Origin of the sequence: Sphingomonas sp. Leaf67 (assembly GCF_001421965.1) — a bacterium.
In the GTDB taxonomy this organism is placed as follows: Bacteria; Pseudomonadota; Alphaproteobacteria; order Sphingomonadales; family Sphingomonadaceae; genus Sphingomonas.
The window spans coordinates 290801-315266 of record NZ_LMLP01000012.1 but is presented as its reverse complement, the minus strand read 5'-3'; the positions used below and the strand labels follow the sequence as shown (position 1 = coordinate 315266).

Sequence of the window (24466 nt, the reverse complement as noted above, 5' to 3'; positions counted from 1 at the left end):
AGCAATCCGCAACCGAGTGCCCATTTACCTCCCATGACCCGCTATTCGATGCTCGACCTCGTCCCCGTCCGTCAGGGCGGCACCCCCGGCGAAGCGCTGGCCGCTGCCGCCGACCTTGCCGCCCATGCCGAACGCGAGGGCTATCACCGCTATTGGGTAGCCGAACATCACGGCATGCCCGGCATCGCCAGCGCGGCGACGGCGGTGGTGATCGGCCATATTGCCGCTGCGACGAAGGCGATCCGCGTTGGCGCAGGCGGGATCATGCTGCCCAATCACGCGCCGCTGACCATCGCCGAACAGTTTGGCACGCTGGATGCGCTGTTTCCGGGGCGGATCGACCTTGGTCTGGGCCGCGCGCCGGGATCGGACCAGATCGTCGCGCGCGCACTGCGCCGGACGCTCGACAGCGATCCCAATGCCTTTCCGCAGGACGTGGTCGAGTTGCAGCGCTATTTCGCCGACGACGCGCGGGGCGGTATTCGCGCGGTGCCGGGTGCGGGTGCGAAGGTCGATCTATGGATTCTCGGATCGTCGCTGTTCGGGGCGCAACTCGCGGCCATGCTCGGCCTGCCCTACGCCTTCGCCTCACACTTCGCCCCCGCCGCACTCGATCAGGCACTGGACGCCTATCGCCGCAACTTCCGGCCGTCGGCAGTGCTTGACAAGCCCTATGCCGCGGCGGCGTTCAACGTGCTGGCGGCCGATACCGACGAGGAGGCCCGCTTGCTCGCCAGTTCGACCGAACAGATGTTCGTGGCGATCCGTACCGGCCAGCCGATCGAACTGCCGCCGCCTGTCGCCGGCTATCGTGAGCGGATCGGCGCGCAGGGCAATGCGATCCTCGACCATGTGCTCGAATGCTCGGCGATCGGCGGGCCGGAAACGGTGCGTGCCGGGCTGGCCAAGTTCATCGATCGGACGCAGGTCGATGAGGTCGTCATCACCGGCGCGATGTTCGAACCGGCGGCGCGCAAGCGCAGCGTGACGATTGCGGCGGAGGCGATGCGCGCGCTTCAGGCGGCGGGCAGCCGCAACCTGACCAGCAGCCCGCCCAGATCCTCGCTCTCTTCGAGGGAAGCGGTACCCTCGTAGATCTCGGCCACGTCGCGGACGATGGCGAGGCCGAGACCGGTGCCCGGCTTGCCCGAATCGAGCCGAACGCCGCGATCGAAAATGCGCAGCCGGTCCGCCTCCGGGATGCCGCGCCCGTCATCCTCGACCAGAAGCTCGACGAAGCCGGCATCGGCGCGCACCGTCATGAACACGCTGCCCCCGCCATATTTGGCGGCGTTCTCGACCAGATTGCCGAGGATTTCGTCGAGATCCTGTCGCTCGATCCGCGCGACCAGATCCTTCTGCCCATCAATATCGATGCGGACATTGGGATAGAGACGCGCGACGGCACGCTCGACCGCCTCGACCGACGTCCATACCTCCGCCCGGCTATGTGCCGATCCGCGCCGCCCGACCGCGCGGGCGCGAGCAAGGTGATGGTCGACCTGCCGCCGCATCGTCCGCGCCTCGCGGATGACGGTGTCGGCCAAGTCGTCCTGCCCGGCGGCTGCGGCGTTCATGATGACGGTCAGCGGCGTTTTCAGCGCATGGGCAAGGTTGCCGGCATGGCGCCGTGCCTCCTCCGCCTGCCGGTCGTTATGTTCGACCAGCGCGTTCAGTTCCTCGACCAACGGGGCGACTTCGGCGGGCATCGATCCCTCGACCCGCGCCGACTGTCCCGCACGCAACCGGGCAATGGCATCGCGCACCGCCCGGAGCGGCAACAACCCGTACCAGGTCTGCAACGCCGCCATAACGATCAGGCCGAGGCCCAGCAGCGCGAACGACCGCACCAGCGTCTTGCGCAGCGCCGCGATCAAGCCGTCGAGCACGTCGCGCGACTCCGCGACCTGAAACCGCCAGACCGTCGGCGATCCGGGCAGCGTCAGGTCACGCTCGACGATCCGCAGCTTCTGTTCGGGAAACGGCTTGGCGTCGTAGACCCGGATGTCGGTGTAGCGATAAGTGCGATCGACCGGCAGCTTGCGATCCCACAGCGAGCGCGACGGCCATGTTTCATGCCCTGGTCCGCTGACCTGCCAATACAGCCCCGAATAGGGTTCGAGGAACCGTTGATCGGACAATTGCCGGTTGAACGTCACCTCGCCGCTGGTGTCGATCTCCGCCGACACGATCAGCGAGTTGAGCAGATATTCGAGGCCGTCATCGGTATTGCGCGTCACCGCCGACACCAGCACCCGGTCAAGCGCGAAGCCGCCACCGGCCAGCAACAGCATGATCCACAGCGCCGCGACGACGATCATCCGCCGCGACAGCGACCCCGTCACCCGGACATAGGGTCGCGGCGCCGGCGCGCGGGGGGCAGGGTCGGCGCCGGTCGCCATCGCGTGTGCCTTCAGTCCTCCGCGCCCGCCGGCTTCGGCGCGCCCGGTTCGTCGAGACTGTAGCCGAGCCCGCGGATCGTCGTGATGACGTCGGCGCCCAGCTTCTTGCGGATACGCGTCACGAACACTTCGATCGTGTTCGAATCACGGTCGAAATCCTGATCGTAGATATGCTCGATCAATTCGGTGCGGCTGACCACCTTGCCCTTGTGATGGAGCAGGTAGGACAACAACTTATATTCCTGCGCGGTCAGCTTCACCGGTTCGCCGGCGCGCGTGACCTTGCCCGAACGGGTGTCGAGCCGGATATCGCCCGCCGTCAGTTCGGCCGACGCATTACCCGACGCGCGCCGGATCAGCGCGCGCAGCCGGGCGATCAGTTCCTCGGTCTGGAACGGCTTGGCGACGTAATCGTCGGCCCCCGCGTCCAGCCCTGCGACCTTGTCCGACCAGCTGTCGCGCGCGGTCAGCACCAGCACCGGCGCGCTGCGGCCTTCCTTTCGCCAGCGATCGAGCACGGTCAGCCCGTCGATCTCGGGCAGGCCGAGGTCGAGGATAATCGCGTCATAGGTCTCGGTCGAGCCGAGAAAATGCCCCTCTTCGCCATCGGTGGCGAGGTCGACGGCATAGCCCGCACCCTCCAGCGTGGTACGCAGCTGGCGGCCGAGATTGGGTTCGTCCTCGACGATCAGGACGCGCATCGGCTTCTCTCCCCTTTTTGATTCAACGACTACGGCCGGTGATTTGACCGGTACGGGCATCGACATCGACCCAGATCACCGCGCCATCGCGCAGGAATTTGAGCGTGTAAATGCCGGTCGCCGGATCATAGTCGAAGCCGAGATATTGCGCGCCGCGCATCTGCGGCACGACCCGGCGTTCGATCTCGCGCATCGGCAGGATGCGCCCCTCTTCGCGGGCAGCCTGTGCCGCGCGGTGATCGCGCAGCCGCTGGTCGACCGTCGCCTGCGCGACACCCGACACCGCCAGCAATCCCAGGGCAAGGAACCGAACGACCATCACCATCAGGCGTGGCATAGGGGCCACGCCTTGAACAGCCCGTGAATAGGGCAGACAGGCTGGCGTAACTTGCTTCGTTCGCAACTGCGGCTTACCTGCCACACATGGCTGCACCGATATTGTCCTATGAGGGCCTTGGATTGATCCAGGGCAATGGCTGGCTGTTTCGCGGGCTCGACATCCATGTCGGCACACGCGACCGGCTGGCGCTGATCGGGCGCAACGGCGCGGGCAAGACGACGCTGTTGAAGCTGATTGCCGGCGCGGTCGATGCCGATGAGGGCCGGCGGACGATCGTGCCGGGTACGCATGTCGTGCTGCTGGAACAGGACCCGCAGGTCGATGGCTATGCGACACTGCGGGACTTCGCCCTGCGCGGACCGCGTGCCCCGGCCGAGCACGAGGTCGATGCCATCGCCGACCAGCTCGGCATCGACCTGAACCGCGAGGCGGCGACCGCATCGGGCGGCGAGCGACGGCGGGCGGCGATCGCGCGCGCGCTGGCCGAGAATCCCGACGTGCTGCTGCTCGACGAACCGACCAACCATCTCGACCTGTCGGCGATCGAATGGCTGGAGGAATGGCTGAACCGCTTCAACGGCGCGTTCATCGTCATCAGCCACGACCGCGCCTTCCTGACGCGGCTGACCAAATCGACGCTTTGGCTGGATCGCGGCGGTATCCGCCGCGCCGAGATCGGGTTCGGCGGGTTCGAGGCGTGGATGGAACAGGCCGCCGCCGAAGAGGAACGCGCGGCGCAGCGGCTCGACGCGAAGCTGAAGATCGAGGAACACTGGCTCCACCGCGGCGTCACCGCACGGCGCAAGCGCAACATGGGCCGGCTCGAAAAGCTCCACGAATTGCGGGCGCAGCGCGCAGCGATGCAGGGGCCGCAGGGCACCGCCAAATTGGCAGTAGAGGCCGACGATACCAAGACCAAGGTGGTGATCGACGCCGAACATGTGACCAAGGCGTTCGGCGACCGCACGGTGCTGAAGGACTTTTCGTTGCGCGTCCGGCGTGGCGACCGGATCGGCATCGTCGGTGGTAACGGTGCCGGCAAGACGACGTTGCTGCGGCTGCTGACCGGCGACCTCGACCCCGATTCGGGCAAGATCATGCGCGCGCAGACGCTCGACGGCATCGTGATCGACCAGCAGCGCAAGCTGATGGCCCCGGAAAAGCGGGTGCGCGACGTGCTGGCGGACGGCGGCGACTGGATCGAGGTCAACGGGTCGAAGAAGCACGTCCATGGCTATCTGAAGGAGTTTCTGTTCGATCCGTCGATCGCCGAGGCGCGGATCGGCACGCTGTCGGGCGGCGAGCGGTCGCGGCTGCTGCTCGCCCGCGAATTCGCGCGGCCGTCGAACCTGCTGGTGCTCGACGAACCGACCAACGATCTCGACCTGGAGACGCTGGACCTGTTGCAGGAGGTGATCGGCGACTATGCCGGGACCGTGCTGATCGTCAGCCACGATCGCGACTTTCTCGACCGGACGGTGACGGTGACGCTGGGAATGGACGGCAGCGGCCATGTCGATGTCGTGCCGGGCGGCTATGCCGACTGGGTCGCCAAGCGGCGTGAACGGAGCGCGGCGAAGGCCAAGGCGAAGCCGGTCGAGGCCGCGCCGGCCAAACCGAAATCGTCCAAGATGAGCTACAAGGACCAGCGCGACCTCGACATCCTGCCCAAGCGGATCGAGGAACTGGAAGCGGCGATCGAACGCGACGAAGCGCTGCTGGCCGATCCGGCGTTGTACACCAAGGACCCGAAGCGCTTCGCGGCGCTGAACGCGCAGATCGAGAAGGCGCGGGCGGAAAAGGACGCGGCGGAAGAGCGCTGGCTGGCGCTGGCGGAAATGGCGGAGGCGTAAAGCCCCTCCCCGCTTCGCGGAGAGGGGGACCAGCCGCAGGCTGATGGAGGGGGACAGCCACAAGCGATGCGTCCGCCGACAGCAGAGATTGGTTCGCGCGAAGGCGCGGAGACGCGAAGACGACATCCGCGCGGCAGCGCCTTCGCTTTCAGCCAACGTTGGTGATGAAGGGCGGCAGAAGCCGCCGACGAAACCCCTTCGCGTCTCCGTGCCTTCGCGTGAACCAATCTTCTTCTAAACCACCTTGCCGTGGCGGCCGGCGAGATCAGTCACATACTGCCATGCCACGCGCCCCGACCGGCTGCCGCGCTTCGTTGCCCAGCCGATCGCGTCCTGCGCATCGAACGGCAGGGAATAGGCATCGCAGTAACGCTCGACGATCGCGACATAGTGATCCTGGTCGACAACGTGGAAGCCGAGCGACAGGCCGAACCGGTCGGCCAGTGCCAGCGCATCGTCGATGCCGTCGCGCGGGTTGATGGCGCTATCCTGCTCCTTCAGGTCGCGCGGGACCAAATGACGGCGGTTGGCGGTGACGATCAGCCGGACGTTCGGCGGCCGCCCCTCCGCGCCACCCTCCAGCAGCGATCGCAACGCGCGGCCATCGGCGGGGGTATCGAAGCCGAGATCGTCAACGAACACGACGAACGCGCGCGGCATGTCGGCCAGTAGCGCGAACAGCGCGGGTAGATTCGCCAGCGCCCCGGCCGATGCCTCCACCAGCGCGAGATTGCCGCCGTCCGCCTGCACCTGCCCGACCGCCGCCTTGACCAGCGCCGACTTGCCGGTGCCGCGCGCACCCCATAGCAGCACGTCATGCGCCGCCGCGCCCTTGGCAAGCCGGTCGAGATTGGCGGTCAGCGCGTTACGTTGCGCCTCGATCCCGACCAGCCGGTCGATCGGCAACGGCCGGAACCCCCGCGCTGCCGACAGCACTGCGCCGTCCCAGCCATAGGCCCGATGCGCCAGCGGATCGGCGGCGGGCGGCGGCGGTGGCGACAGGCGTTCGAGCGCGGCGGCGATGCGAAGGAGCGGATCGGTCATGTCGCCGCCCTAGCCAGCGACTAGGGCGCGATCAACGCCTGTGCCGCCGCGCGATCGGCAAAGCCCTTGTCCGCCAGCGCCGCCCGCGCATTGGCCGCTGCGACGGCGCGATCCCCGGCGGCGGCGGCGATCTGTGCCATGTGCCAGCGGATGCCGGCATGGGCCGGTGCGATCTGAACGGCCTTTGCCATTACCGGGATCGCCGCACCGATATTGTCGTTCGCGAACAAGGCCCAGCCGAGCGCATCCGCCACCAGCGGATTGGCCGGCGCGATCCGATAGGCGGCGGCGGCATAGTCCTGCGCGATCCACGCCTGTCCGGCACCGGCATAGGCGTTGGCAAGTTCCGCCAGCACCGCCGCATCGCGGTCCCCGACCAGCGCGCGCAGCCGTTCGAGCGTTTCGATCGCCGCGTCATCGTCCCCGGCGGCCGCCTGCCATTGCGCCGCCAACCGGAGTGCGTCGACGCTGGCCGGGTTCTGCGCCAGATAAAGCGACAGCGTTGCACTGGCCTGCGGGCGCTGTCCGGCGCGGTCGCGGGCATCGACCAGCCGCAGCATCGTCGCTTCGTCGAACCGGGTCGCGGCGGCGCGCGCATAGGCATCGGCCGCCTCGCCCATCCGGCCGGCGGCGGACAGCGTATCGCCCAGCACCAGTTGCGCGGCGGGCGCGCCGGGATTGGCGGCTGTCACCCGCTGCGCCGCCGCGACCGCTTCGACGTTCTTCCCCGCCGCCGCCAGCGCCCGGATATAGGGAACCGCCACCGCCGGATCGCCGGGGGTGAGCCGCGCATCCTCCGCCAGCATCGCAAGGTCTTCGTCGGGGGCAAAGGCGGCCGAGCGCCCGCGTCCGGGCGACGCGGCGCGATCGAGCATCACCGCTGCGCTTGCCCGGTCGCCCAGCCGCTCCATCGCCCGCGCCGCCAGCGTCAGCGAGTAGCTGTCGGCATCGCCGCGCATCGCTGCCGGCCGGATATAATCGAGCGCGTCCTGTGCGGCATTGCTCTTGAGCAGCGCCAGCGCCAACAGCTTGCGCGCGGTGACGTTGGTCGGCTGCCGCGCGACCAGTTCGCGCAGCGCGATCGCCGCCTGCCCCGCATTGCCCTTTGCCAGATCGATCGAGGCGCTCAGCAGCAATGCGCCCGGCACCCCGGCGACACCGCGCCCGGTCTTGTCGAGGATGCTGCGCGCGGTGTCGTAATCGCCGGCTCGCGCCGCCAGCACCGCTTGCAGATAATAGCCCTGCGCACTGCCCGGCCGCACCGCCATCGCCCGCCGCACCGCGTCCAGCATCGCGCTCGCCCGCCCGGCATCGCCGAGCGTCGCGGCATATTCGATCAGCGTGTCATAGCCGTACGGATCGCGCTTCAGCGCCGCTTCGAACCATGGCAGTGCCGCGACCAGTCCATATTGGACACGCACCGTTTCGGCGCGCAATCGCAGCGCGTCGGGCGACGACGGTTCGGCGCGGACCGCCGCCGCGGCCGCATTGATTGCGCCGACCATGTCGCCCGCACCCATCCGCATCTGCCCGAGCGCGACCCACGCAGCCGCGTCCTGTGGTGCGCGCGCGACGATCGCCTCCAGCGCGTTCAGTCCGCCAGCGACGTCGCCACCCGCCGCGACCGCCTGCGCACGGATGCGGTCGGCATAGCCGCGGTAGCGCGCCGGAGTCTCGTCCGCCTCGGTCACCGCGCCGGTCGCGTCGCCCTGTAGCAGCCGGGCATGGGCGCGCAGCTGATGGGTGCGCTGGGGATCGAAGCCTGCCGCAATAGCGCGGTCGACCGCGCCCTGTGCCGCGACGCCCTCGCCCAGCACCAGATGGGTGCGCGCCAGCACTGCCTGTGCCAGTCCCCATTTCGGGTCGGCGGCGGTCGCCGCCTGCGCCGCTTCGCGCGCCTGCGTCCAGTGCCCGGCTCCATATTGCGCCAGCGCCTGCGCCAGCCGGGTCCGGGCGTCGGCGGCATCGGCGCGCGCGGGCAGCACGCCGCCGATCGTGGCGAGCATTCCCGCCACGATCGCCAGCCCGCCCATGCCGAGCAGCGCGCGGACCGATCGATCAGGGTTGCAGGTCATAGCTTTTCATCAGATCATAGAGCGTCGGGCGGCTGATCCCCAGCAGCCGCGCCGTGCCCGAGATATTCCCCTGCGCCTGTGCCAGCGCCGACCGGATCGCCGACCGGTCCGCCGCCTCGCGCACCGCCTTCAGGTTGATCGGTCCCGACAGGGCCTGCGCGGTGCCGAGATCGAGATCGGCGGCGGTCACCGCCTTGCCATCGGCCATGATCGCCGCGCGCTTCACCCGGTTTTCCAGTTCGCGGACATTGCCCGGCCAGCCCCATGCCTCGATCGCCGCCAGCGCGTCGGGGGCGAAACGCTTCGGTCCCAGCCCCATCTGCGCGGCATGTCGGTCGAGGAAATGCCGCGCCAGCAGCGCCGGATCGCCCGGCCGCTGCGACAGCGACGGGATGCGCACCACGATCTCGGCCAGCCGGTAATACAGGTCCTCGCGGAACCGGCCATCGGCGACCATCGCGTCGATATCCTGATGCGTCGCGCACACGATCCGCGTGTCGACCGGGATCGCCTTGCGCCCGCCGATCCGTTCGATCACCCGTTCCTGCAGGAAGCGCAGCAGCTTGACCTGCAGAGGAAGTGGCACATCGCCGATCTCGTCGAGGAACAGCGTGCCCCCCGCCGCCTGTTCGATCTTGCCCTCGGTGGTCTTTACCGCGCCGGTGAACGCGCCCTTCTCATGCCCGAACAGTTCGCTTTCGAGCAGCGTTTCGGGAATGGCGGCGCAGTTGATGGCGATGAAATTGCCGCGCTTGCGCCGCGATGCGTCGTGCACCCCGCGCGCCAGCAACTCCTTGCCGGTGCCCGACGCGCCGAGCAGCATGACCGACACATCGGCCGGGGCGACCCGTTCGATGGTGCGGGTGACCTTCAGCATCTCCGGCGCGGCGGTAATCATGCCGCCCAGCACCGCCTGCCCCTCGATCCGGTCGGCCAGCCGGCGGTTCTCCGCCTCCAGCGCATGGACGTGGAAGGCGCGCGCGACGATCAGCCCCAGCGCGTCGATGTCGATCGGCTTGGCATAGAAATCCCATGCACCCAGATCGATCGCACGCAACGCGCTCGCCCGGTCGCCATGGCCGCTGGCGACGACGATCTTGGTATCGGGCTTGATGGCGAGGATGGCCTCCATCGTCGCAAAGCCTTCGGTCACGCCATCGGGATCGGGCGGCAGGCCGAGGTCGAGCGTCACGACCTGCGGTTCCTCGGCACGCACCGCCGCGATCGCCGCATCGCGATCGCTCGCGACGACGATGTCATAGCCTTCATAGGCCCAGCGCAACTGGCGTTGCAGCCCGGCATCGTCCTCGACGATCAACAGGCACTTGCGTATCGTCATGCCGCTTGCTCCAGCATGGGGACGGCCGCCGCCAGCGTCACGCGGAAGCGCGACCCCCGTCCCGGCTGGCTGTCGACAGCGATATGGCCGCCCATCGCGACCGCGAGTTGGCGCGCTTCGAACGCGCCGATGCCGAAGCCCGACGGCTTCGACGAGACGAACGGACGGAAGAGTTCGTCGCGAATGAACTGCCGGGTCATGCCGATGCCGGTGTCGATCACCTCGACCCACACCCGGTCGCCCGCATCGCCCAGCACGATGCGGACCGGATCGCTGCCGCCTGCATCGAGGGCGTTGTGGACCAGATGGTCGATCACCTGCTGCAACCGTGCCGGGTCGGCCGAGGCATGGAGTGTCGCCGGCCCATCGACCACCACCGCTCCCCGCGTTCGGAAGCGCGCCACCGATCCGGTCGCGACGCTCGCCAGCGCAACCGGGCGCAGCACCTCGCCACGCGCCGGTTCGCGTTCGGACAAGCGGGCGAGCAGGTCGTTCATCCGCGTGGCGGATTCGTTCAGCGTCGCGACCATGTCGGCGCGGAAATCGGGATTGTCGGCATGGCGCACAGCGTTGCGCGCGACGAGGCTCAACTGGCTGACGATATTCTTCACGTCGTGCAGGATGAAGGCGAAGCGGCGGTTGAACTCCTCGAACCGACGCGCCTCGGCCAGTGCCGACTGGGCGCGTTCCTCGGCCAGATAGCTTGCCACCTGTCGCCCGGCGATGCGCAGCAGGTCGAAATCCTCCCAGTCGAGCGCGCGGGCGAGCAGCGGCCGCGCGAGCAGGATCGCACCGGCCATCCGCCCCAGATGCGGCAACGGCACGACCACCCATGCTTCACCATGCGCCAGCATCGCCGCCGGCACCGCCGCGCCATCGGCGCCATCGAGCCGCTGGCGCAGCGGATCGAGTTCGAGGATGCGGCCGGTCACGCGCAGATGCTCCGCCAGCGCCATGCTGTCGGCGGCGGTGCCCAGCGCGTCGCCCTCCCAACGCCATGACGCGCCGACCGCCAGCCCGCCGCCTTCGGTGACTAGCAACAGGCCGGCCGGGGAGTCGGTCAGGTCGGCCACCGCCTTCACCAGCCGTTCGTCGAGCGGCGCGCCACCCTTGGGCTCGCCCAGCGTCTCGGTGAAGCGGGTCCATTCGGAGCGATAGTCGTAGCGGTGGGTGAAGAGGTGCTTGACCAGCTTGACCTTGACCCACGCCCGCAGCCAGCCCGACGAGGCGGCGGTCAGCACCGCGACGGTCGATCCGAACACGAACGCGGTCTGGCCGATCCGGGCATGGTCGCCGCCCAGCGCCGCGATCAGGCTGGTCGCCATGATCGTCACCGCGAAATAGGCCATTAGCCCCAGCACCGACAGGGTGTGGAAGGTCGCGACGCGCGACAGCTGCACACCGCCACTCCCCGGTCGCGACAGCGCCAGTGCGACCAGCAGCGCCATCGCCGCCAGGGCGACGCCGCGCGCCGCGATCAGTTCGGGCGGGGCCTGCCCGACCAGATAGGCGGCGATGCACAGATTGACGTCGATCAGCCAGAACGCGCCGGCCGCGACCAGCACCATCCGCGTCGCCGCCGATGCCGCCACCGGGAACAGGCCATGGAGCAACAGCAGCGCGCCGAGCGCCGCCAGCGCGCCGAGTACCGTCGATACCGCACCGATCATCGCCGCCGCCTGCGACCCCGGCATGGTCGCGGCGGCGAGGTCGAGTACGAGCTGCGCTATATCGACCGCCGCGACGGCACCGTAGGCGAGGATACGGCCCAGCCCCGCATCGTCGCTACTGGCGCGACGCTGGAGGGCGATCAGCAGCACCAGCCAGCCGAGCGTGCGCGCGCCCGCGAACAGGTGCGACACCGCCTGCGCATCGCCGATCCCCGCCACCGACAAGTTCCACAGCGCGGTCAGTCCCAGCGCCAGCGCCAGCCACCCACGCGGCAGCGCCGTATCGGCCGCACCGCGCCGAACCGTCCAGAACGCTAGCGCGCCGAACAGCAGCGCCGCGATCGCATGTCCCCAGACGATAAGCCCGATCAGCATGCGTTCACCGCGCTCCGCCCGACCAGATCACGACGCGCAGTGTCTGCAGCAGGATCAGCAGGTCGAGGAACGGCGAATAGTTCTTCGCATAATACAGGTCGTATTCCAGCTTCTGCCGGGCATCGTCGATCGATGCGCCATAGGGATAGTTGATCTGCGCCCAGCCGGTGATGCCGGGCTTCACCATATGCCGTTCGGCATAATAGGGCAGCTTGTCCTCCAGCGCGGACACGAATTCCGGGCGTTCCGGGCGGGGGCCGACGAAGCTCATCTCGCCGACCAGTACGCTCCAGCATTGCGGCAGCTCGTCGATCCGGGTCTTGCGCAGGATGCGGCCGATGCGGGTGATGCGGGGGTCGTTCTTTTCGGCCCAGACCGCGGTCCCCGCCGCCTCGGCATCGGTGCGCATCGACCGCAGCTTCGGAATGTCGAATCCGCTGCTGTACAGCCCGACGCGGCGCTGGCGGTAGAAGACGGGGCCGCGGCTATCGAGCTTCACCGCGATCGCCGCGACCAGCAGGACCGGCAGCGTCAGCGTCAGCAGCAACAGGCTGGCGGCGATGTCGAACATCCGCTTGAACACGCTCGACACCATCCGCCCCGACGAGAAGCCGTCGGAGAAGATCAGCCACGACGGGCTGACGCTGTCGAGGTCGACGCGACCCGTTTCGCGTTCGAGGAAGGTCGAGATTTCGTTGACATGGACACCGGTGGTGCGGATGCGCAGCAGGTCCTTCAGCGGCAGGGCGTTGCGCCGCTCCTCCAGCGCCAGCACGACCTCCGACGCGCCGAGCAGCACGACGTGATCAGCAAGATTATAGATGGCGTCGCGGGCGATCGCTTCGGGGATGACCCGGTTCGCCTCGCTCATCGCGACATAGCCGACGACCACGAAACCGGCGCCGGGCGTCCGGCCGAGATCCTTCAGCCGCTGCGCGCGCGGGCCTGCCCCCAACACGATCACCCGCCGCTTGAACGCCTGCCCCCCGAACAGCGTACCGGTCAGGATGCGCAAGGTCAGCAGCAGCACCGCCGCGAAGCCCAGCCCGTAAGCTAGATTGGACCGCCAGAAGGTGATCGACGGCGCGAGGAAGAAGACGACGGCGAGGAAGATCGCCCCCACCGCGACCGCGACGATCAGCCGCGCCGCGGCGAACTTGATCGATTGCAACGCATCGGTGCCATAAATGCCGACCGCGACCAGTGCGGTTTCGAGACAGACGGCGAAGCTGAGCAATTGCGGGATGCGGGTGTGAATCGGCTCGACCGCCATGTCGATCTGCATCGCCCGCGTGACCCAGCCAAGTTCGGCCGCCACCAGCAGGACGAGAAAATCGAGCAGACCCAGCAGCAAGACGGCGTGCGGAATATAATGTTTGAACAGCCGAATCATCGCCGGGCTCTCGATACAGGTGTAAGCCAGTCCGACACCCACCCCGTATCGCGCGAAAGCGCAAAGAAATACTGAACGCGACGGATACGCATCGTCACATCGTTGTTGTATCGCAACACTCGCTTGCCCGTCCGGGCGGGCCCTTTTTGCCTGCCTGATCCTGTTCGGAGATCCGATCCATGCCCGTTTCGTCCGCCATCGTCCCCGTCATTCTGTCCGGGGGGGCGGGCACCCGCCTGTGGCCGATGTCGCGGCCGGAACGGCCCAAACAGTTCCTCGCGCTGACCGCTGCCGAGACGATGTTGCAGCTGACCGCGCGCCGTGCCGCGGGCGAAGGCTATGCCGCGCCGATCGTCGTTGCCAATGCCGCCCATGCCGATGCGGTCGCCGAACAGCTGTCGGCCATCGGCTCGACCCCGCAGGCGATCATCCTCGAACCGATGGGCCGCAACACCGCGCCCGCCATCGCGCTGGCAGCGATCGCCGCGGGCGGCGGCGATGCGCCGTTGCTGGTGATGCCGTCGGACCATGTCATCCTCGACCTCGAGGCGTTTCGCGCCGCGATCGACCGCGCACTGCCGCTGGTCGAGGATGGCTGGATGGTGACGTTCGGCATCGCCCCCGATGCGCCCGAAACCGGCTATGGCTGGATCAAGGTCGGCGAGCCGCTGGCCGAAGGCGTGCACCGTGTCGACCGCTTCGTCGAGAAGCCACCGCTGGATGCGGCGGAAGCGATGCTGGCATCGGGCGATCATGCGTGGAACGGCGGCATCTTCCTGTTCCGCGCCGACCGGTTCCTCGACGCGATCGGCCGGTTCGTGCCGACGATGCTGGAAGCGGCGCAAGAGGCGATGGACCGGGCGCAGCGCGACGGCATCTGCATCCGCCCCGAGGCGGAGGCGTTCGCCGCCAGCCCGTCCGATTCGATCGACTATGCGGTGATGGAGCGCGACGACCGGGTGGCGGTCGCGCCGGTGGCGATGGGTTGGAGCGACGTCGGCAGCTGGGACGCGCTGCACGCGATCAGCGACCGCGACGATGCGCACAATGCCACCGGCGGCGACGTGACGCTGGTCGATACCACCGGCTGCCTCGTCCGGTCGGATGGGGTGCGGATCGCGATGGTGGGGGTCAGCGACCTGATCGTCGTCGCCAGCGGCAACGACGTCATGATCCTGCCGCGCGGACGTTCGCAAGAGGTCAAGCGCTTGCTGGAAGCGATGAAGGCGAACTGAACCGAACCAGTACGTTGGCGCACCGGCGAAACCCCCTTCCCTTCGCCGGTACGCAGCCTAGGCTGTCGCGACAGTATGGAGTGCGCGTTGTGCGGGCAGGATTCGGTGCGGCGTTGGGCGTATTGGCGATGCTCTCGGCCTGCGGAGGCGGCGGCGGAAACGGCAGCGTCCTGGGTGGCGGTAGCAGCGGCGGGGTTTCCCCGACGCCCTCCGCCACGCCGACACCGACGCCCACCACCACGGCGGGCTGTTCGCTGCGCGAGCGGCAGGACTGGGCGCTGGCCCAACTGCGCGAATGGTATCTGTTCCCCGAAACCCTGCCGGCGAGCCTGAGCCCCGCGCCCTACGCCACGGTCGACGCCTATGTCGACGCGCTGACCGCGACCGCGCGGGGGCAGGGGCGCGACCGGTACTTCACCTATCTGACGTCGATCGCCGAGGAAAATGCCTATTACGACGCGGGTGAGACCGCCGGCTTCGGCGCCCGCTTCGCGCTCGACACGACCGGCCGTCGCCTGTTCGTGATCGAATCGTTCGAGGGCACGCCGGCACTGAACGCCGGCATCGATCGCGGGACCGAGATCCTGCAGATCGGCACCGGCAGCGGCAGTCTGCGCAGCGTGTCGGCGATCATCGATGCGACCGGTATCGACGGCCTGAACGATGCGCTGGGCCCCGATACGGTCGGCACCGCGCGCACGTTCGAGTTCCGCACCGCCGAGGGCACCACCCGCACCGAGACCGTCGCCAAGGCCGACTATGCCCTGCTGCCGGTATCGACCCGCTATGGCGCCAAGGTGCTGACCGATGGCGGCAAGAAGGTCGGTTACGTCAACCTGCGCACGTTCATCACCACCGCCAACCAGCCGCTGCGCGACGCCTTCGCCAGTTTCCGGGCGCAGGGGATCACCGAGTTCGTCATCGATTTCCGCTACAATGGCGGCGGGCTGATCTCGGTCGCCGATCTGATGGGCGACCTGTTGGGTGGCGGCAAATCGACCAGCCAGGTCTATAGCTACACCACCTTCCGCCCCGAAAAATCGTCCGAGAACGAGACGAAATACTTCGCGCCGACCGCGCAGTCGGTGACGCCGACCAGGATCGCGTTCATCGGCACCGGCAGCACCGCATCGGCCAGCGAATTGGTCATCAACGCCTTCGTCCCCTATCTCGGCAACAACATGGCGCTGATCGGCACCAACACCTATGGCAAGCCGGTCGGGCAGATCGCGGTCGATCAGGCAGCGTGCGACGACCGGCTGCGCATCGTCGCCCTGTCGGTGCAGAATTCGGCGCGCTCGGCGGCCTATTTCGATGGCCTCGCATCGGTGGTGCCCAACACCTGTTCGGCGACCGACGACATCAATTATCCGCTGGGCGACCCGCGCGAGCAATCGGTCGCCCGCGCGCTCGACTTCCTTGCCGGGCGCAGCTGTTCGCGGATCGGATCGGCGGCGGCGACCGCCGCGACCCGCGACGGGCTGCGCGTCGCCGGCGACGGGGTCGAGGGACGCGCCCTGTTGCAACCCGCCCGCCCGTCGACCGTGCAGCGTGAGGTGCCGGGCTTGTTCTGACCCGGCCCGCTCGGCTACCCCGGCAGCGACGAGGGGGACGGCATGAGCGACGACGACTATATCTATGACGAGGCGACCGGCGAATGGGTGCCCGCGTCGCAGGCGACGACCACTGCCGCGCCGGACGACGCGGTGGTGGTGCGCGACGCGGTCGGCAACGTGCTGGCCGATGGCGATCAGGTGACGCTGATCAAGGACCTAACCGTCAAGGGCGCGGGCCAGACGCTGAAGCGCGGCACCCTGATCAAGTCGATCCGCCTGACCGGCGACGCGCAGGAGATCGACTGCAAGTTCGACGGCATCAAGGGGCTGGTGCTGCGCGCCGAGTTCGTCCGCAAGCGGACATGATCGCCGGGGTCGATCCCAGTTGGGAGCCGGCGCTTGGCCCCGTGCTGGCCAGCGACACGATGGCGAGCTTGCGCGATTTCCTGAAAGGCGAGAAGGCGGCGGGCAAGCGCATCCTGCCGCATTCGCGCGACTGGTTCGCGGCGCTGGCGCTGACCCCGCTTCCCCAGGTGCGGGTCGTCATTCTGGGGCAGGACCCGTATCACGGGCCGGGTCAGGCGCATGGCCTGTCCTTTTCGGTCCGGCCAGGCGTCGCGGTGCCGCCGTCGCTGCGCAACATCTTCAAGGAATTGCAGACCGATCTGGGCCTGACGCCGCCCGCGCACGGGTTTCTGGAGCATTGGGCGCGACAGGGGGTGCTGCTGCTGAACACCGTGCTGACGGTCGAACAGCACCGCGCCGCGTCGCATGCCGGGCGCGGGTGGGAGGCGTTCACCGACGCGGTCGTCCATGCCGTCGCCGACCGGGCGGAACCGACCGTGTTCCTGCTATGGGGCGCGCATGCCCAGAAGAAGGCGGCGTTCGTCCGCGACGTGGGCACAGGCGGTCGCCACCTCGTGCTGCGCGCCCGTCACCCCTCCCCGCTGTCGGCGCATAGCGGCTGGTTCGGCAGCCGTCCGTTCAGTCAGGCCAATGCGTTTCTGGCCGAGCACGGTCGGGGCACGATCGACTGGTCGCTGCCCGCGCTCGATACGATGCCGGAACCATCCTTCCCCGTCGACGATTGATGCGGCCGACCGCCAACTCGGCGGGACCAACTTCAAGGGGTTACAGATGAAGAAGATGATGACGGCGACCGGCCTGGCCACGTTGATGCTGCTGGGTGCCTGCGGCGGCAATGCCGACGACAAGGCCGCCGACAATATCGAGGCGATGACCGAGAACAAGGCGGACGCGCTGGAAGATCAGGCCGACCTGAGCAGCAACGAGCAGGTCGAGGACGCGCTGGAAGCGCAGGCCGAGAACGTCCGCGACATGGGCGAGGACGCCGCCGACAAGGCCGACGACAACGACAATGCGCAGGTCGAACAGGCCGTCCGCAACCAGATGTAAGCCGAACCGCCGCACCCCCGATCGCGGGGGTGCGGCACCGTTCCCTTGCCTATCCCGCGACCGATGCGTCCGGCGTCGCCACCACCGGTGGCAGATCGGGCATGCCCGGCAGGTCATAGCGATCCATGCTGATCCCGGCACAGCCATAGGTCGCCCGGTTCTGCCACTGCGCCCTGGTCAGCTTCGCCGCCAGCGCAGGTTGCCGCGTCGCCAGCGTCCTGGCCGCATCCTCGCCCTGCCCCGCAAAGAGCACGCCGTCGAACCGCTTTCCATCGGCATGGCGCGCATTCACATAGGGCACGAAGTCGCCGAGATACGCGACCTGTCCGGGCTCGACATGCACCATCGGCGCCCCGAAGCAGTTGGTTGTGGTGACCGGCAGGTTCGCGACCGACATCGCGTTCAGCACATAATCGCCCGGCGTCACGCGCAGCACCTGCACCTCATAGGGCGACTTCCGGTCGCCGCTGTTGACCGTCACGCCATAGGTGGTCAGGTCGTTCTTCGCCTTCCAGTCGCGTGGGCGGTACAGCGCGTCGTGCTTGCCCGCATCGTAGCGCAGCAGCTGCAACTGGGCCGAGCGGCCGGCGCTGGCCGCGTCCAGCCGGCGAAAGGCGACGACGATCGCCGCCTCGCCCGGTGCCAGCACGAACGGCGCGGCGGCATCGACCTTCTTCCCCAGAAACACCGTCCCCGGCAGGGTCAGCGGGGCATCGATCCGCCATGACGGATCGACCGGGGTGGTGAAGCCGGTGCGCTCGGTCACCTTGCCGGCGACCGCCGCCTCGCCGATCTGCCGGTCGAGATAGGCGATCCGCTCGGCCTCTGGCATCGCCGTGATCTTCGCGGCGACGGCATCGTCGCGCTCGACCAGCCGCCAGCCACGGATCAGCAAACAGCTTTGCCGGTTCGCCCGCCGCTGCTGCCCCTGCGCGATCGCGCCGGCGATCAGCCCGCCGAGCAGGCCACCGGCCCCCGCCGCGATCGGCGAGATCACCGCCGGGTTGTAGACCATCGGCACCGTCCCCGCCGGGGTGCGCGATCCGCGCGCGATCAGCCGGCATTGCTGCCACGCCAGATCATAGTCGGCCCGCGTCGCGCCGGGCCGGTTGTAGAAGCGCGACGGCGTCAGGTCGCGCGCGGCATCCTCGGCGATCTCCTTGGGATCGTCGACCGGCGCGACCGCGTCCTGCGCGACGGGCGTCGCCGCCCCGCCGCCGGTCGGCACCTGCATCGTCTGCACCGCCTGCGCCAGCACCTGCCCAGGCAACATCGCCGCCATTCCCGCGATCAGGATCGAACGTTTCATCATACCCCCCTGCCGGCGCTCGCCCCCGAGGCCGGTCTAAGGAGATGATAGCATCGTATCCGGTTCAGGGAAGCGGGCAGCCGCAGGCAGGCGGGACAGGACCGGACGGGCGGCGGACGCCGGATGACGCCCCACCTCCCGTCCAAAGGTCACAAAGGTCACACTCGCCGCATCGTGCGCGCCGTGCGTGGCGGCTTGGGGCGCGGGCGTTTGCCGTGGGGTTCGGACGCCGGATCGTGCCGGGAGCCCTGTCCAAAGGTCACGAAAGTCACACTCGCCGCGTCTTGCGCGCCGCACGTGGCGGTTTCGGGCGTTTGGGGCGGGGAACGGTGATGCCGCGCTTGGCCAGTTCCAGTTCGATCTCGAACGCCTCGCCCAGCGGCCCGGGTTCCGACAGATGCAGGTCGTCCTGCGCGGCCCATGCCGCCGCCAGTGCTTCGGGCATGGGCGGCTCGACCGGTGCCGCGACCGGTTCGGGACGACGGTCGGGGTCGAGCCAGCCGGGAAGTTTGCCATCGCCTAGGTCGGCGACCTCGATCGCGACGTCGAGATCGGCAGGGGCCATCAGCTTTTCGGGCTCGGCGGGTGGCACGGGGGTGAGCGCGTCGAGCGCCTCGGCGACGCTGGGCGTCGGGGTTGGGGCCGGTGCCTCCGCCTCGCCGCGCGCCGACCGGCGGCGCTGCTGTTTGCCGTAGCGGTCGGGATAATGGGCGGCGAGCAGGAACATCAGCATCCGGTCGCCGGGGCGATGCCGCGACCCGACCCGCCGCCCATTGGCATCGAGCACCGGTTCGACGGTGCCGTTGATCGCGCGGTCGAATGCCACGTCGACCAGCATCCCCACGGCTTGCGCGACGGCGGCATCCCACGCGCGCGCGAAGGCCTCGCCACCGGGTGAACGGCGCAGGCGATAGGCGGTGCTGGGCGACATGCCGACCGCGCGCGCCGCATCGGCGACCGACCCGCCATCGGCGAGGGTTTCGATGAAATCGCGCTGTTTCTTATCGGACCAGCCGTCGCTGCGCGGTTTGCGGCGGACGGGGACCCATTGATAGTCGGCGGGGTCATAGCCGTTGGCGTCGAGATAGGGCGTCTCGGACGGAACGGTCAGGTTCGAGGGGGCGTGCGCCGGGACGGGCGCGGGCGAATGCTCGGAGAGCTGGCTTTGGTTGCGCATGGGCGGAGGGGAACATATTGGGAACTTGTAGGACAGGAGTTTTTGCGCGGCCCCTTGTGTTCTGTACAATGTTCCGTACACTCTGCTCATGGAATCGATCAGCTTCACCGAATCCCGTGCCAACCTGAAGTCGGTTATGGACCGGGTCGTTGCCGACCGGGTGCCGGTGGCAATCACTCGTCAGCGGGGTGAGGGCGTCGTCATGGTATCGGCCAGCGAATGGGCGTCGATCGAAGAGACGCTGTATCTGCTGCGATCGCCGAAGAATGCGGAGCGGTTGCTGAAAAGCATCGCGGAACTGGAAGCTGGTGGCGGTGAGGTTCACGAGCTGATCCAGCCGTGAACGTCCGTTTCTCGTCGCGTTCATGGGCGGAGTATCTCGACCTGCACGCGACCGACCTCAAGCTGTTCGCAAAGTGCAACGCGCTGATCGAGGAATGTCGGCGGCATCCGTTCAAGGGAACGGGCAAGCCCGAGCCGCTGGGCGGAAACCTGTCTGGCTGGTGGTCGCGTCGGATCAGCCATGAGCATCGGTTGGTGTATCGAGTGGCCGGGTCGGGCGAGATGCAGATGCTGGAGGTGGCGCAGTGCCGGTATCATTATTGAGCTTAAAGAACCACAACGATCAAAATAACCGAACGTTGACGCTTCTGACACTTGCACCGCGATTTAGTTTCTGACACCTTACCAATGTCGAAGCTGAATGGCTCCACCGCATAGCGGTGATCGCCCCGTTGACGCTTCGATGCACAGTCGTGCGGGCACAACTCCCCCGCGCAGCGGGGCTTGCGTAACGTTCTTTAAAGTAACTGCTCGACTGTATCAGCGTTGCACCACCTCTTGCCGGAGGTGGTGCAAGCTGGAGGCGGATGCCTACCTCGCTCTGGAGAACGAGGTTGAACCTTAGTTGCCCTCACATAAGAGTCAACGCGCGCATCCGACGTTGCACTCATTCTCAACAGAGGCGACAAAGCATGACTAACGGGCGCGTGAAACTGGGAACGATGGTCGACATCGGTGATTACTGCCCGGAAACCGGATACTGGCGTCATGGAGCGTCCGGTTCCCCTACATACATCGCGCAGGGGCATCGCATTCCTCCAACTGATGATGGTACCAGCGTTTGGACGTTGATCCTTTACGCATAAACTGAAGGCCGGCGGGAACCCCGCCGGCCTTTTTATTGAACGTGCCGCCCGCCCGCGGCCACGCCCCTCCACCATGCTGCGCATGGTTCCCCTCCCCGCATAGCGGGGAGGAGTTTTTAGTCCGATTACTCCGCTGGCAGGTACACCTCGCTGCCCTTCTCGCGGAACTTCTCGCTCATTTCCGCCATGCCGGCCTCGGCCGCCGCTACCGAGGCGGGGCCGTTGGCGAACAGCGCGCGGTCCGCATCCGCCTTGTCGGCGGCGAGGAAGGTGTCGGCCGGGGCGTTCTGCTTGGCGGCGAATTCGCGGACTTCGGCCGTGATCTTCATCGAGCAGAATTTGGGACCGCACATCGAACAGAAATGCGCGGTCTTGGCGCCTTCGGCGGGCAAGGTCTGGTCGTGGTAGGATTCCGCCGTGTCGGGGTCGAGCGACAGGTTGAACTGGTCGCGCCAGCGGAAATCGAAGCGGGCGCGCGACAGGGCGTCGTCGCGCATCTGTGCGGCCGGATGGCCCTTGGCCAGATCGGCGGCATGGGCGGCGAGCTTGTAGGTGACCACGCCGACCTTTACATCGTCGCGGTCGGGCAGGCCCAGATGCTCCTTGGGCGTGACGTAGCAGAGCATCGCCGTGCCGTACCAGCCGATCATCGCCGCGCCGATGCCGCTGGTGATATGGTCGTAGCCCGGCGCGATGTCGGTGGTGAGCGGCCCGAGGGTATAGAAAGGCGCTTCACCGCAGACCTGCAGCTGCTTTTCCATATTCTCCTTGATCTTGTGCATCGGCACATGGCCGGGGCCTTCGATCATGACCTGCACGTCCTGCGCCCAGGCACGGTGGGTCAGTTCGCCGAGCGTGAAGAGCTCGCTGAACTGCGCTTCGTCATTGGCATCGGCGATCGAACCGGGGCGGAGACCATCGCCCAGCGAATAGGCGATGTCATACGCCTTCATGATCTCGGTGATCTCGTCGAAATGTTCGTAGAGGAACGATTCGCGGTGATGGGCGAGGCACCATTTCGCCATGATCGACCCGCCGCGCGACACGATGCCGGTGACGCGCTTCGCGGTCATCGGGATGTAGGGCAGGCGGACGCCGGCATGGATGGTGAAGTAATCCACGCCCTGTTCGGCCTGTTCGATCAGCGTGTCGCGGAAGATGTCCCACGTCAGTTCCTCGGCGATGCCGCCGACCTTTTCGAGCGCCTGATAGATCGGCACCGTGCCGATCGGCACCGGCGAGTTGCGCAAAATCCATTCGCGGGTGTCGTGGATGTTGCGGCCGGTCGACAGGTCCATGACCGTGTCGGCACCCCAGCGGATCGACCAGACCAGCTTGTCGACTTCGGCGGCGACGTTCGATGCGACCGCGCTGTTGCCGATGTTCGCGTTGATCTTGACGAGGAAATTGCGGCCGATCGCCATCGGCTCGGTTTCGGGGTGGTTGATGTTGTTGGGGATGATCGCCCGGCCCCGCGCCACTTCGTCGCGGACGAATTCGGGGGTCACATAGTCGGGGATCGCCGCGCCGAAGCTCTCGCCGTCGCGGACATAGTTCGCGAGAGCCTCGCGACCGAGATTTTCGCGGGTCGCGACATATTCCATTTCCGGCGTGATGATGCCGCGCCGGGCATAGTGCATCTGGCTGACGTTCGCGCCGGCCTTGGCGCGCAAGGGCCGCTTGACGACGTTGGGGAAGGGCTGGACGCCGCCCGAGCGGTCGGGACCGAGCTGGCCGTTATCCTCGGGGCGCAGTTCGCGGGCGTCGTAGCTCTCGACGTCGCCGCGGGCCATGATCCAGTCGCGGCGCAGCTGCGGCAGGCCGGCCATGATGTCGATGCGGGCATTGGGGTCGGTGTACGGCCCCGACGTGTCATAGACGTTGAGCGGCGGTTCTCCGCAAGACGGGTCGAGGTCGATCGCGCGCATCGCGACGTTCAGGGGGCCGATATGCACCTTGCGGCTGCCACGGATCGGGCCGGTGGTGACGCCGATTTCGGTCTTTGCGGGGATGTCTGCCATATTCCACTCCATGCGGAGGGGGCGGAATTGTCGTGACCGCGCCCTCCCTACGCCGGTGTCAGCCGGATCAGGTTCAGCGGGTCGAAGGCTGCGGCCTTCCTCTCAAGCGTGACGGAACGCTCCCCCGGGGACGGTGCGGTTGTAGGCGCGTTGCGGGCGGGCGTCAAAGCAATGGTACGGGCCGGCGACGATCCGCCATCCTTCCGGCCTTCGCCGGAAGGACGATGGTCGGCTGGGGTGCCGCCCCGCCGCTACAACAGGTCGAGCTGCCCGCTGGGCGGCTCGCCCGCACCGAAGCCGGCCATGGTCACCCCGACCAGCCGCAACCCCATGCGCAAGGGATAGAGCGTCGCGATCAGCCCGCGCGCGGTGGCGTGCAGCGTCGCGCGGTCGCGGACCGGGGCGCCCAGCGTGCGGCTGCGGGTGACGATGCGGAAATCGGCGTATTTCGCCTTTACGGTGACGGTGCGGCCATGCTGTCCGGTCTTCTCCACCCAGTCCCAGACGTCGTCGGCCATCGCCAGCACGCGTTCCTCGATCGCTTGCGCGTCGGTCAGGTCGCTATGGAAGGTGGTTTCGGAGCCTGACGATTTGCGCACGCGGTTGGGGCGGACCGGGCGGTGATCCTCGGCGCGGGCGATGCCGTGATACCAGCCGCCCGCCTTGCCGAAGGTGCGTTGCAGGTCGGGCAGCGTCCAGCCCGCCAGATCGGCGCCGGTACGGATGCCCAGCGCCTCCATCCGCTCGACCGTCTTGGGGCCGATGCCGTGGAACTTGCCGACCGGCAGCGACGCGACGACGCGCGGGCCGGCCTTGACCGGAATGACGAACTGGCCATTGGGCTTGTTCATGTCGGACGCCAGTTTGGCGAGGAACTTGTTGTAGCTGATCCCCGCCGAGGCGGTGAGGCCAGTGACCGCAAGGATGCGCGCGCGGATTTCCTCCGCGGTCGCGGTGGCGCTGGGCAGGCCGCGCCGGTTGGCGGTGACGTCGAGATAGGCCTCGTCGAGCGACAGCGGCTCGACCAGATCGGTATAGTCGAGAAAGATGTCGCGGATCTGGCCGCTGACCGCCTTGTACACCTCGAAGCGGGGACGGACGAAGATCAGGTCGGGGCAACGCCGGATCGCGGTGACCGACGGCATCGCGCTGCGCACGCCGAACACGCGCGCTTCATAGGATGCGGCGGCGACCACGCCACGCCCGCTCGACCCGCCGACCGCGACCGGCTTTCCTTTAAGCTCAGGCGCATCGCGCTGTTCGACCGACGCGAAAAAGGCGTCCATGTCGACATGGATGATCTTGCGGGTGAGGTCCGACATCTCGCGGGTTTACAATGGCCTGCGGATGGGTTTGCCCTGCGGCGCGGCGTGGCGCAAGAACAAAAGGCGAATGTGCTTACTCCCCTCCCT

Annotated in this window: 21 protein-coding genes and 1 riboswitch; of the genes, 9 read left to right on the top strand and 12 right to left on the bottom strand. The window is 67.8% G+C overall.

The window, feature by feature from the left end; genetic code table 11:
• Positions 1 to 33: 33 nt before the first annotated feature.
• Positions 34 to 1095, top strand: coding sequence for an LLM class flavin-dependent oxidoreductase (locus ASE90_RS09155; RefSeq protein WP_082449682.1), 1062 nt, complete (start codon positions 34 to 36; stop codon positions 1093 to 1095).
• Here ASE90_RS09155 and ASE90_RS09150 read toward each other — a convergent pair.
• The 3 genes from ASE90_RS09150 to ASE90_RS09140 are packed head-to-tail and all read right to left on the bottom strand — an operon-like array spanning position 1017 to position 3440.
• Positions 1017 to 2402, bottom strand: coding sequence for a sensor histidine kinase (locus tag ASE90_RS09150; protein ID WP_055999082.1), 1386 nt, complete (start codon positions 2400 to 2402; stop codon positions 1017 to 1019). The genes ASE90_RS09155 and ASE90_RS09150 overlap by 79 nt on opposite strands.
• An 11-nt stretch (positions 2403 to 2413) precedes the next feature.
• A complete protein-coding gene (locus tag ASE90_RS09145) occupies positions 2414 to 3103 on the bottom strand; it encodes a response regulator transcription factor (RefSeq protein ID WP_055999079.1) in 690 nt (229 codons plus the stop codon).
• A gap of 22 nt (positions 3104 to 3125) precedes the next feature.
• On the bottom strand, positions 3126 to 3440 hold the full coding sequence (locus ASE90_RS09140; protein ID WP_055999076.1) for a hypothetical protein: 315 nt from the start codon (positions 3438 to 3440) through the stop codon (positions 3126 to 3128).
• Between the two features lie 86 nt (positions 3441 to 3526).
• On the opposite strand from ASE90_RS09140, the gene ASE90_RS09135 reads away from it, so the two are divergent.
• Positions 3527 to 5296, top strand: a complete 1770-nt coding sequence (locus tag ASE90_RS09135) for an ATP-binding cassette domain-containing protein (RefSeq protein WP_055999073.1) — start codon at positions 3527 to 3529, stop codon at positions 5294 to 5296.
• Positions 5297 to 5530: 234 nt separating this feature from the next.
• Here ASE90_RS09135 and ASE90_RS09130 read toward each other — a convergent pair whose 3' ends face one another.
• Genes ASE90_RS09130 through ASE90_RS09110 form a run of 5 tightly spaced genes read right to left on the bottom strand, consistent with a single transcriptional unit; the run spans position 5531 to position 13192 of the window.
• A complete protein-coding gene (locus ASE90_RS09130) occupies positions 5531 to 6340 on the bottom strand; it encodes an ATP-binding protein (RefSeq protein WP_055999070.1) in 810 nt (269 codons plus the stop codon).
• 20 nt (positions 6341 to 6360) lie between these two features.
• Positions 6361 to 8415 carry a tetratricopeptide repeat protein gene (locus ASE90_RS09125; RefSeq protein ID WP_055999067.1) on the bottom strand — a complete coding sequence of 685 codons (2055 nt, stop codon included), beginning with the start codon at positions 8413 to 8415 and terminating at the stop codon, positions 6361 to 6363.
• Positions 8399 to 9754, bottom strand: a complete 1356-nt coding sequence (gene prsR, locus ASE90_RS09120) for a PEP-CTERM-box response regulator transcription factor (protein WP_055999064.1) — start codon at positions 9752 to 9754, stop codon at positions 8399 to 8401. Before prsR ends, ASE90_RS09125 begins: the two co-directional genes overlap by 17 nt.
• Entirely contained in the window at positions 9751 to 11799 is a 2049-nt protein-coding gene (prsK, locus tag ASE90_RS09115; protein WP_055999061.1) for an XrtA/PEP-CTERM system histidine kinase PrsK, read from the bottom strand. Before prsK ends, prsR begins: the two co-directional genes overlap by 4 nt.
• A gap of 4 nt (positions 11800 to 11803) precedes the next feature.
• Positions 11804 to 13192 carry a TIGR03013 family XrtA/PEP-CTERM system glycosyltransferase gene (locus ASE90_RS09110; RefSeq protein ID WP_055999058.1) on the bottom strand — a complete coding sequence of 463 codons (1389 nt, stop codon included), beginning with the start codon at positions 13190 to 13192 and terminating at the stop codon, positions 11804 to 11806.
• Between the two features lie 179 nt (positions 13193 to 13371).
• On the opposite strand from ASE90_RS09110, the gene ASE90_RS09105 reads away from it, so the two are divergent.
• The 5 genes from ASE90_RS09105 to ASE90_RS09085 all read left to right on the top strand — a co-directional run bounded on the left by ASE90_RS09105 (position 13372) and on the right by ASE90_RS09085 (position 17399).
• Positions 13372 to 14427 (top strand): mannose-1-phosphate guanylyltransferase/mannose-6-phosphate isomerase, encoded by a 1056-nt coding sequence (locus tag ASE90_RS09105; RefSeq protein ID WP_082449681.1) that lies wholly within the window; start codon positions 13372 to 13374, stop codon positions 14425 to 14427.
• A gap of 128 nt (positions 14428 to 14555) precedes the next feature.
• On the top strand, positions 14556 to 16001 hold the full coding sequence (locus tag ASE90_RS09100) for a S41 family peptidase (protein WP_082449680.1): 1446 nt from the start codon (positions 14556 to 14558) through the stop codon (positions 15999 to 16001).
• Positions 16002 to 16043: 42 nt separating this feature from the next.
• Positions 16044 to 16349: an alkylphosphonate utilization protein gene (locus ASE90_RS09095; RefSeq protein WP_055999056.1), complete on the top strand. Its 306-nt coding sequence runs from the start codon at positions 16044 to 16046 to the stop codon at positions 16347 to 16349.
• A complete protein-coding gene (gene ung / locus ASE90_RS09090; protein WP_082449679.1) occupies positions 16346 to 17074 on the top strand; it encodes a uracil-DNA glycosylase in 729 nt (242 codons plus the stop codon). The genes ASE90_RS09095 and ung overlap by 4 nt, the downstream gene beginning before the upstream one ends.
• Positions 17075 to 17120: 46 nt before the next feature.
• Positions 17121 to 17399, top strand: coding sequence for a hypothetical protein (locus tag ASE90_RS09085; protein WP_055999055.1), 279 nt, complete (start codon positions 17121 to 17123; stop codon positions 17397 to 17399).
• Between the two features lie 49 nt (positions 17400 to 17448).
• Here the strand turns inward: ASE90_RS09085 and ASE90_RS09080 are convergent, their stop codons facing one another.
• On the bottom strand, positions 17449 to 18708 hold the full coding sequence (locus ASE90_RS09080; RefSeq protein WP_235531730.1) for a hypothetical protein: 1260 nt from the start codon (positions 18706 to 18708) through the stop codon (positions 17449 to 17451).
• A 268-nt stretch (positions 18709 to 18976) separates the two neighbouring features.
• Positions 18977 to 19885 (bottom strand): helix-turn-helix domain containing protein, encoded by a 909-nt coding sequence (locus ASE90_RS09075; protein WP_055999052.1) that lies wholly within the window; start codon positions 19883 to 19885, stop codon positions 18977 to 18979.
• An 88-nt stretch (positions 19886 to 19973) separates the two neighbouring features.
• On the opposite strand from ASE90_RS09075, the gene ASE90_RS09070 reads away from it, so the two are divergent.
• Together ASE90_RS09070 and ASE90_RS09065 are read left to right on the top strand one after the other, a co-directional pair.
• On the top strand, positions 19974 to 20228 hold the full coding sequence (locus ASE90_RS09070; protein WP_055999049.1) for a type II toxin-antitoxin system Phd/YefM family antitoxin: 255 nt from the start codon (positions 19974 to 19976) through the stop codon (positions 20226 to 20228).
• Positions 20225 to 20491: a Txe/YoeB family addiction module toxin gene (locus tag ASE90_RS09065; RefSeq protein ID WP_055999046.1), complete on the top strand. Its 267-nt coding sequence runs from the start codon at positions 20225 to 20227 to the stop codon at positions 20489 to 20491. The genes ASE90_RS09070 and ASE90_RS09065 overlap by 4 nt, the downstream gene beginning before the upstream one ends.
• Before the next feature lie 667 nt (positions 20492 to 21158).
• Here the strand turns inward: ASE90_RS09065 and thiC are convergent.
• Together thiC and dinB are read right to left on the bottom strand one after the other, a co-directional pair.
• Positions 21159 to 23054, bottom strand: a complete 1896-nt coding sequence (gene thiC / locus ASE90_RS09060; protein ID WP_055999041.1) for a phosphomethylpyrimidine synthase ThiC — start codon at positions 23052 to 23054, stop codon at positions 21159 to 21161.
• A 27-nt stretch (positions 23055 to 23081) separates the two neighbouring features.
• Positions 23082 to 23190, bottom strand: a riboswitch (TPP riboswitch).
• Positions 23191 to 23305: 115 nt separating this feature from the next.
• Positions 23306 to 24376 carry a DNA polymerase IV gene (gene dinB, locus ASE90_RS09055; protein ID WP_055999039.1) on the bottom strand — a complete coding sequence of 357 codons (1071 nt, stop codon included), beginning with the start codon at positions 24374 to 24376 and terminating at the stop codon, positions 23306 to 23308.
• Positions 24377 to 24466: the final 90 nt, after the last annotated feature.

What these genes read in the sequence shown, in the direction of transcription:
- prsR (WP_055999064.1), bottom strand. Translation starts at nt 9,754, where the DNA reads ATGACGATACGCAAGTGCCTGTTGATCGTCGAGGACGATGCCGGGCTG.
- ASE90_RS09070 (WP_055999049.1), top strand. Translation starts at nt 19,974, where the DNA reads ATGGAATCGATCAGCTTCACCGAATCCCGTGCCAACCTGAAGTCGGTT.
- ASE90_RS09075 (WP_055999052.1), bottom strand. Translation starts at nt 19,885, where the DNA reads ATGCGCAACCAAAGCCAGCTCTCCGAGCATTCGCCCGCGCCCGTCCCG.
- dinB (WP_055999039.1), bottom strand. Translation starts at nt 24,376, where the DNA reads ATGTCGGACCTCACCCGCAAGATCATCCATGTCGACATGGACGCCTTT.
- ASE90_RS09100 (WP_082449680.1), top strand. Translation starts at nt 14,556, where the DNA reads ATGCTCTCGGCCTGCGGAGGCGGCGGCGGAAACGGCAGCGTCCTGGGT.
- ASE90_RS09110 (WP_055999058.1), bottom strand. Translation starts at nt 13,192, where the DNA reads ATGATTCGGCTGTTCAAACATTATATTCCGCACGCCGTCTTGCTGCTG.
- ASE90_RS09150 (WP_055999082.1), bottom strand. Translation starts at nt 2,402, where the DNA reads ATGGCGACCGGCGCCGACCCTGCCCCCCGCGCGCCGGCGCCGCGACCC.
- thiC (WP_055999041.1), bottom strand. Translation starts at nt 23,054, where the DNA reads ATGGCAGACATCCCCGCAAAGACCGAAATCGGCGTCACCACCGGCCCG.
- ASE90_RS09130 (WP_055999070.1), bottom strand. Translation starts at nt 6,340, where the DNA reads ATGACCGATCCGCTCCTTCGCATCGCCGCCGCGCTCGAACGCCTGTCG.
- ung (WP_082449679.1), top strand. Translation starts at nt 16,346, where the DNA reads ATGATCGCCGGGGTCGATCCCAGTTGGGAGCCGGCGCTTGGCCCCGTG.
- ASE90_RS09135 (WP_055999073.1), top strand. Translation starts at nt 3,527, where the DNA reads ATGGCTGCACCGATATTGTCCTATGAGGGCCTTGGATTGATCCAGGGC.
- ASE90_RS09125 (WP_055999067.1), bottom strand. Translation starts at nt 8,415, where the DNA reads ATGACCTGCAACCCTGATCGATCGGTCCGCGCGCTGCTCGGCATGGGC.
- ASE90_RS09080 (WP_235531730.1), bottom strand. Translation starts at nt 18,708, where the DNA reads ATGAAACGTTCGATCCTGATCGCGGGAATGGCGGCGATGTTGCCTGGG.
- ASE90_RS09155 (WP_082449682.1), top strand. Translation starts at nt 34, where the DNA reads ATGACCCGCTATTCGATGCTCGACCTCGTCCCCGTCCGTCAGGGCGGC.
- ASE90_RS09095 (WP_055999056.1), top strand. Translation starts at nt 16,044, where the DNA reads ATGAGCGACGACGACTATATCTATGACGAGGCGACCGGCGAATGGGTG.
- ASE90_RS09085 (WP_055999055.1), top strand. Translation starts at nt 17,121, where the DNA reads ATGAAGAAGATGATGACGGCGACCGGCCTGGCCACGTTGATGCTGCTG.
- ASE90_RS09145 (WP_055999079.1), bottom strand. Translation starts at nt 3,103, where the DNA reads ATGCGCGTCCTGATCGTCGAGGACGAACCCAATCTCGGCCGCCAGCTG.
- ASE90_RS09140 (WP_055999076.1), bottom strand. Translation starts at nt 3,440, where the DNA reads ATGCCACGCCTGATGGTGATGGTCGTTCGGTTCCTTGCCCTGGGATTG.
- ASE90_RS09105 (WP_082449681.1), top strand. Translation starts at nt 13,372, where the DNA reads ATGCCCGTTTCGTCCGCCATCGTCCCCGTCATTCTGTCCGGGGGGGCG.
- prsK (WP_055999061.1), bottom strand. Translation starts at nt 11,799, where the DNA reads ATGCTGATCGGGCTTATCGTCTGGGGACATGCGATCGCGGCGCTGCTG.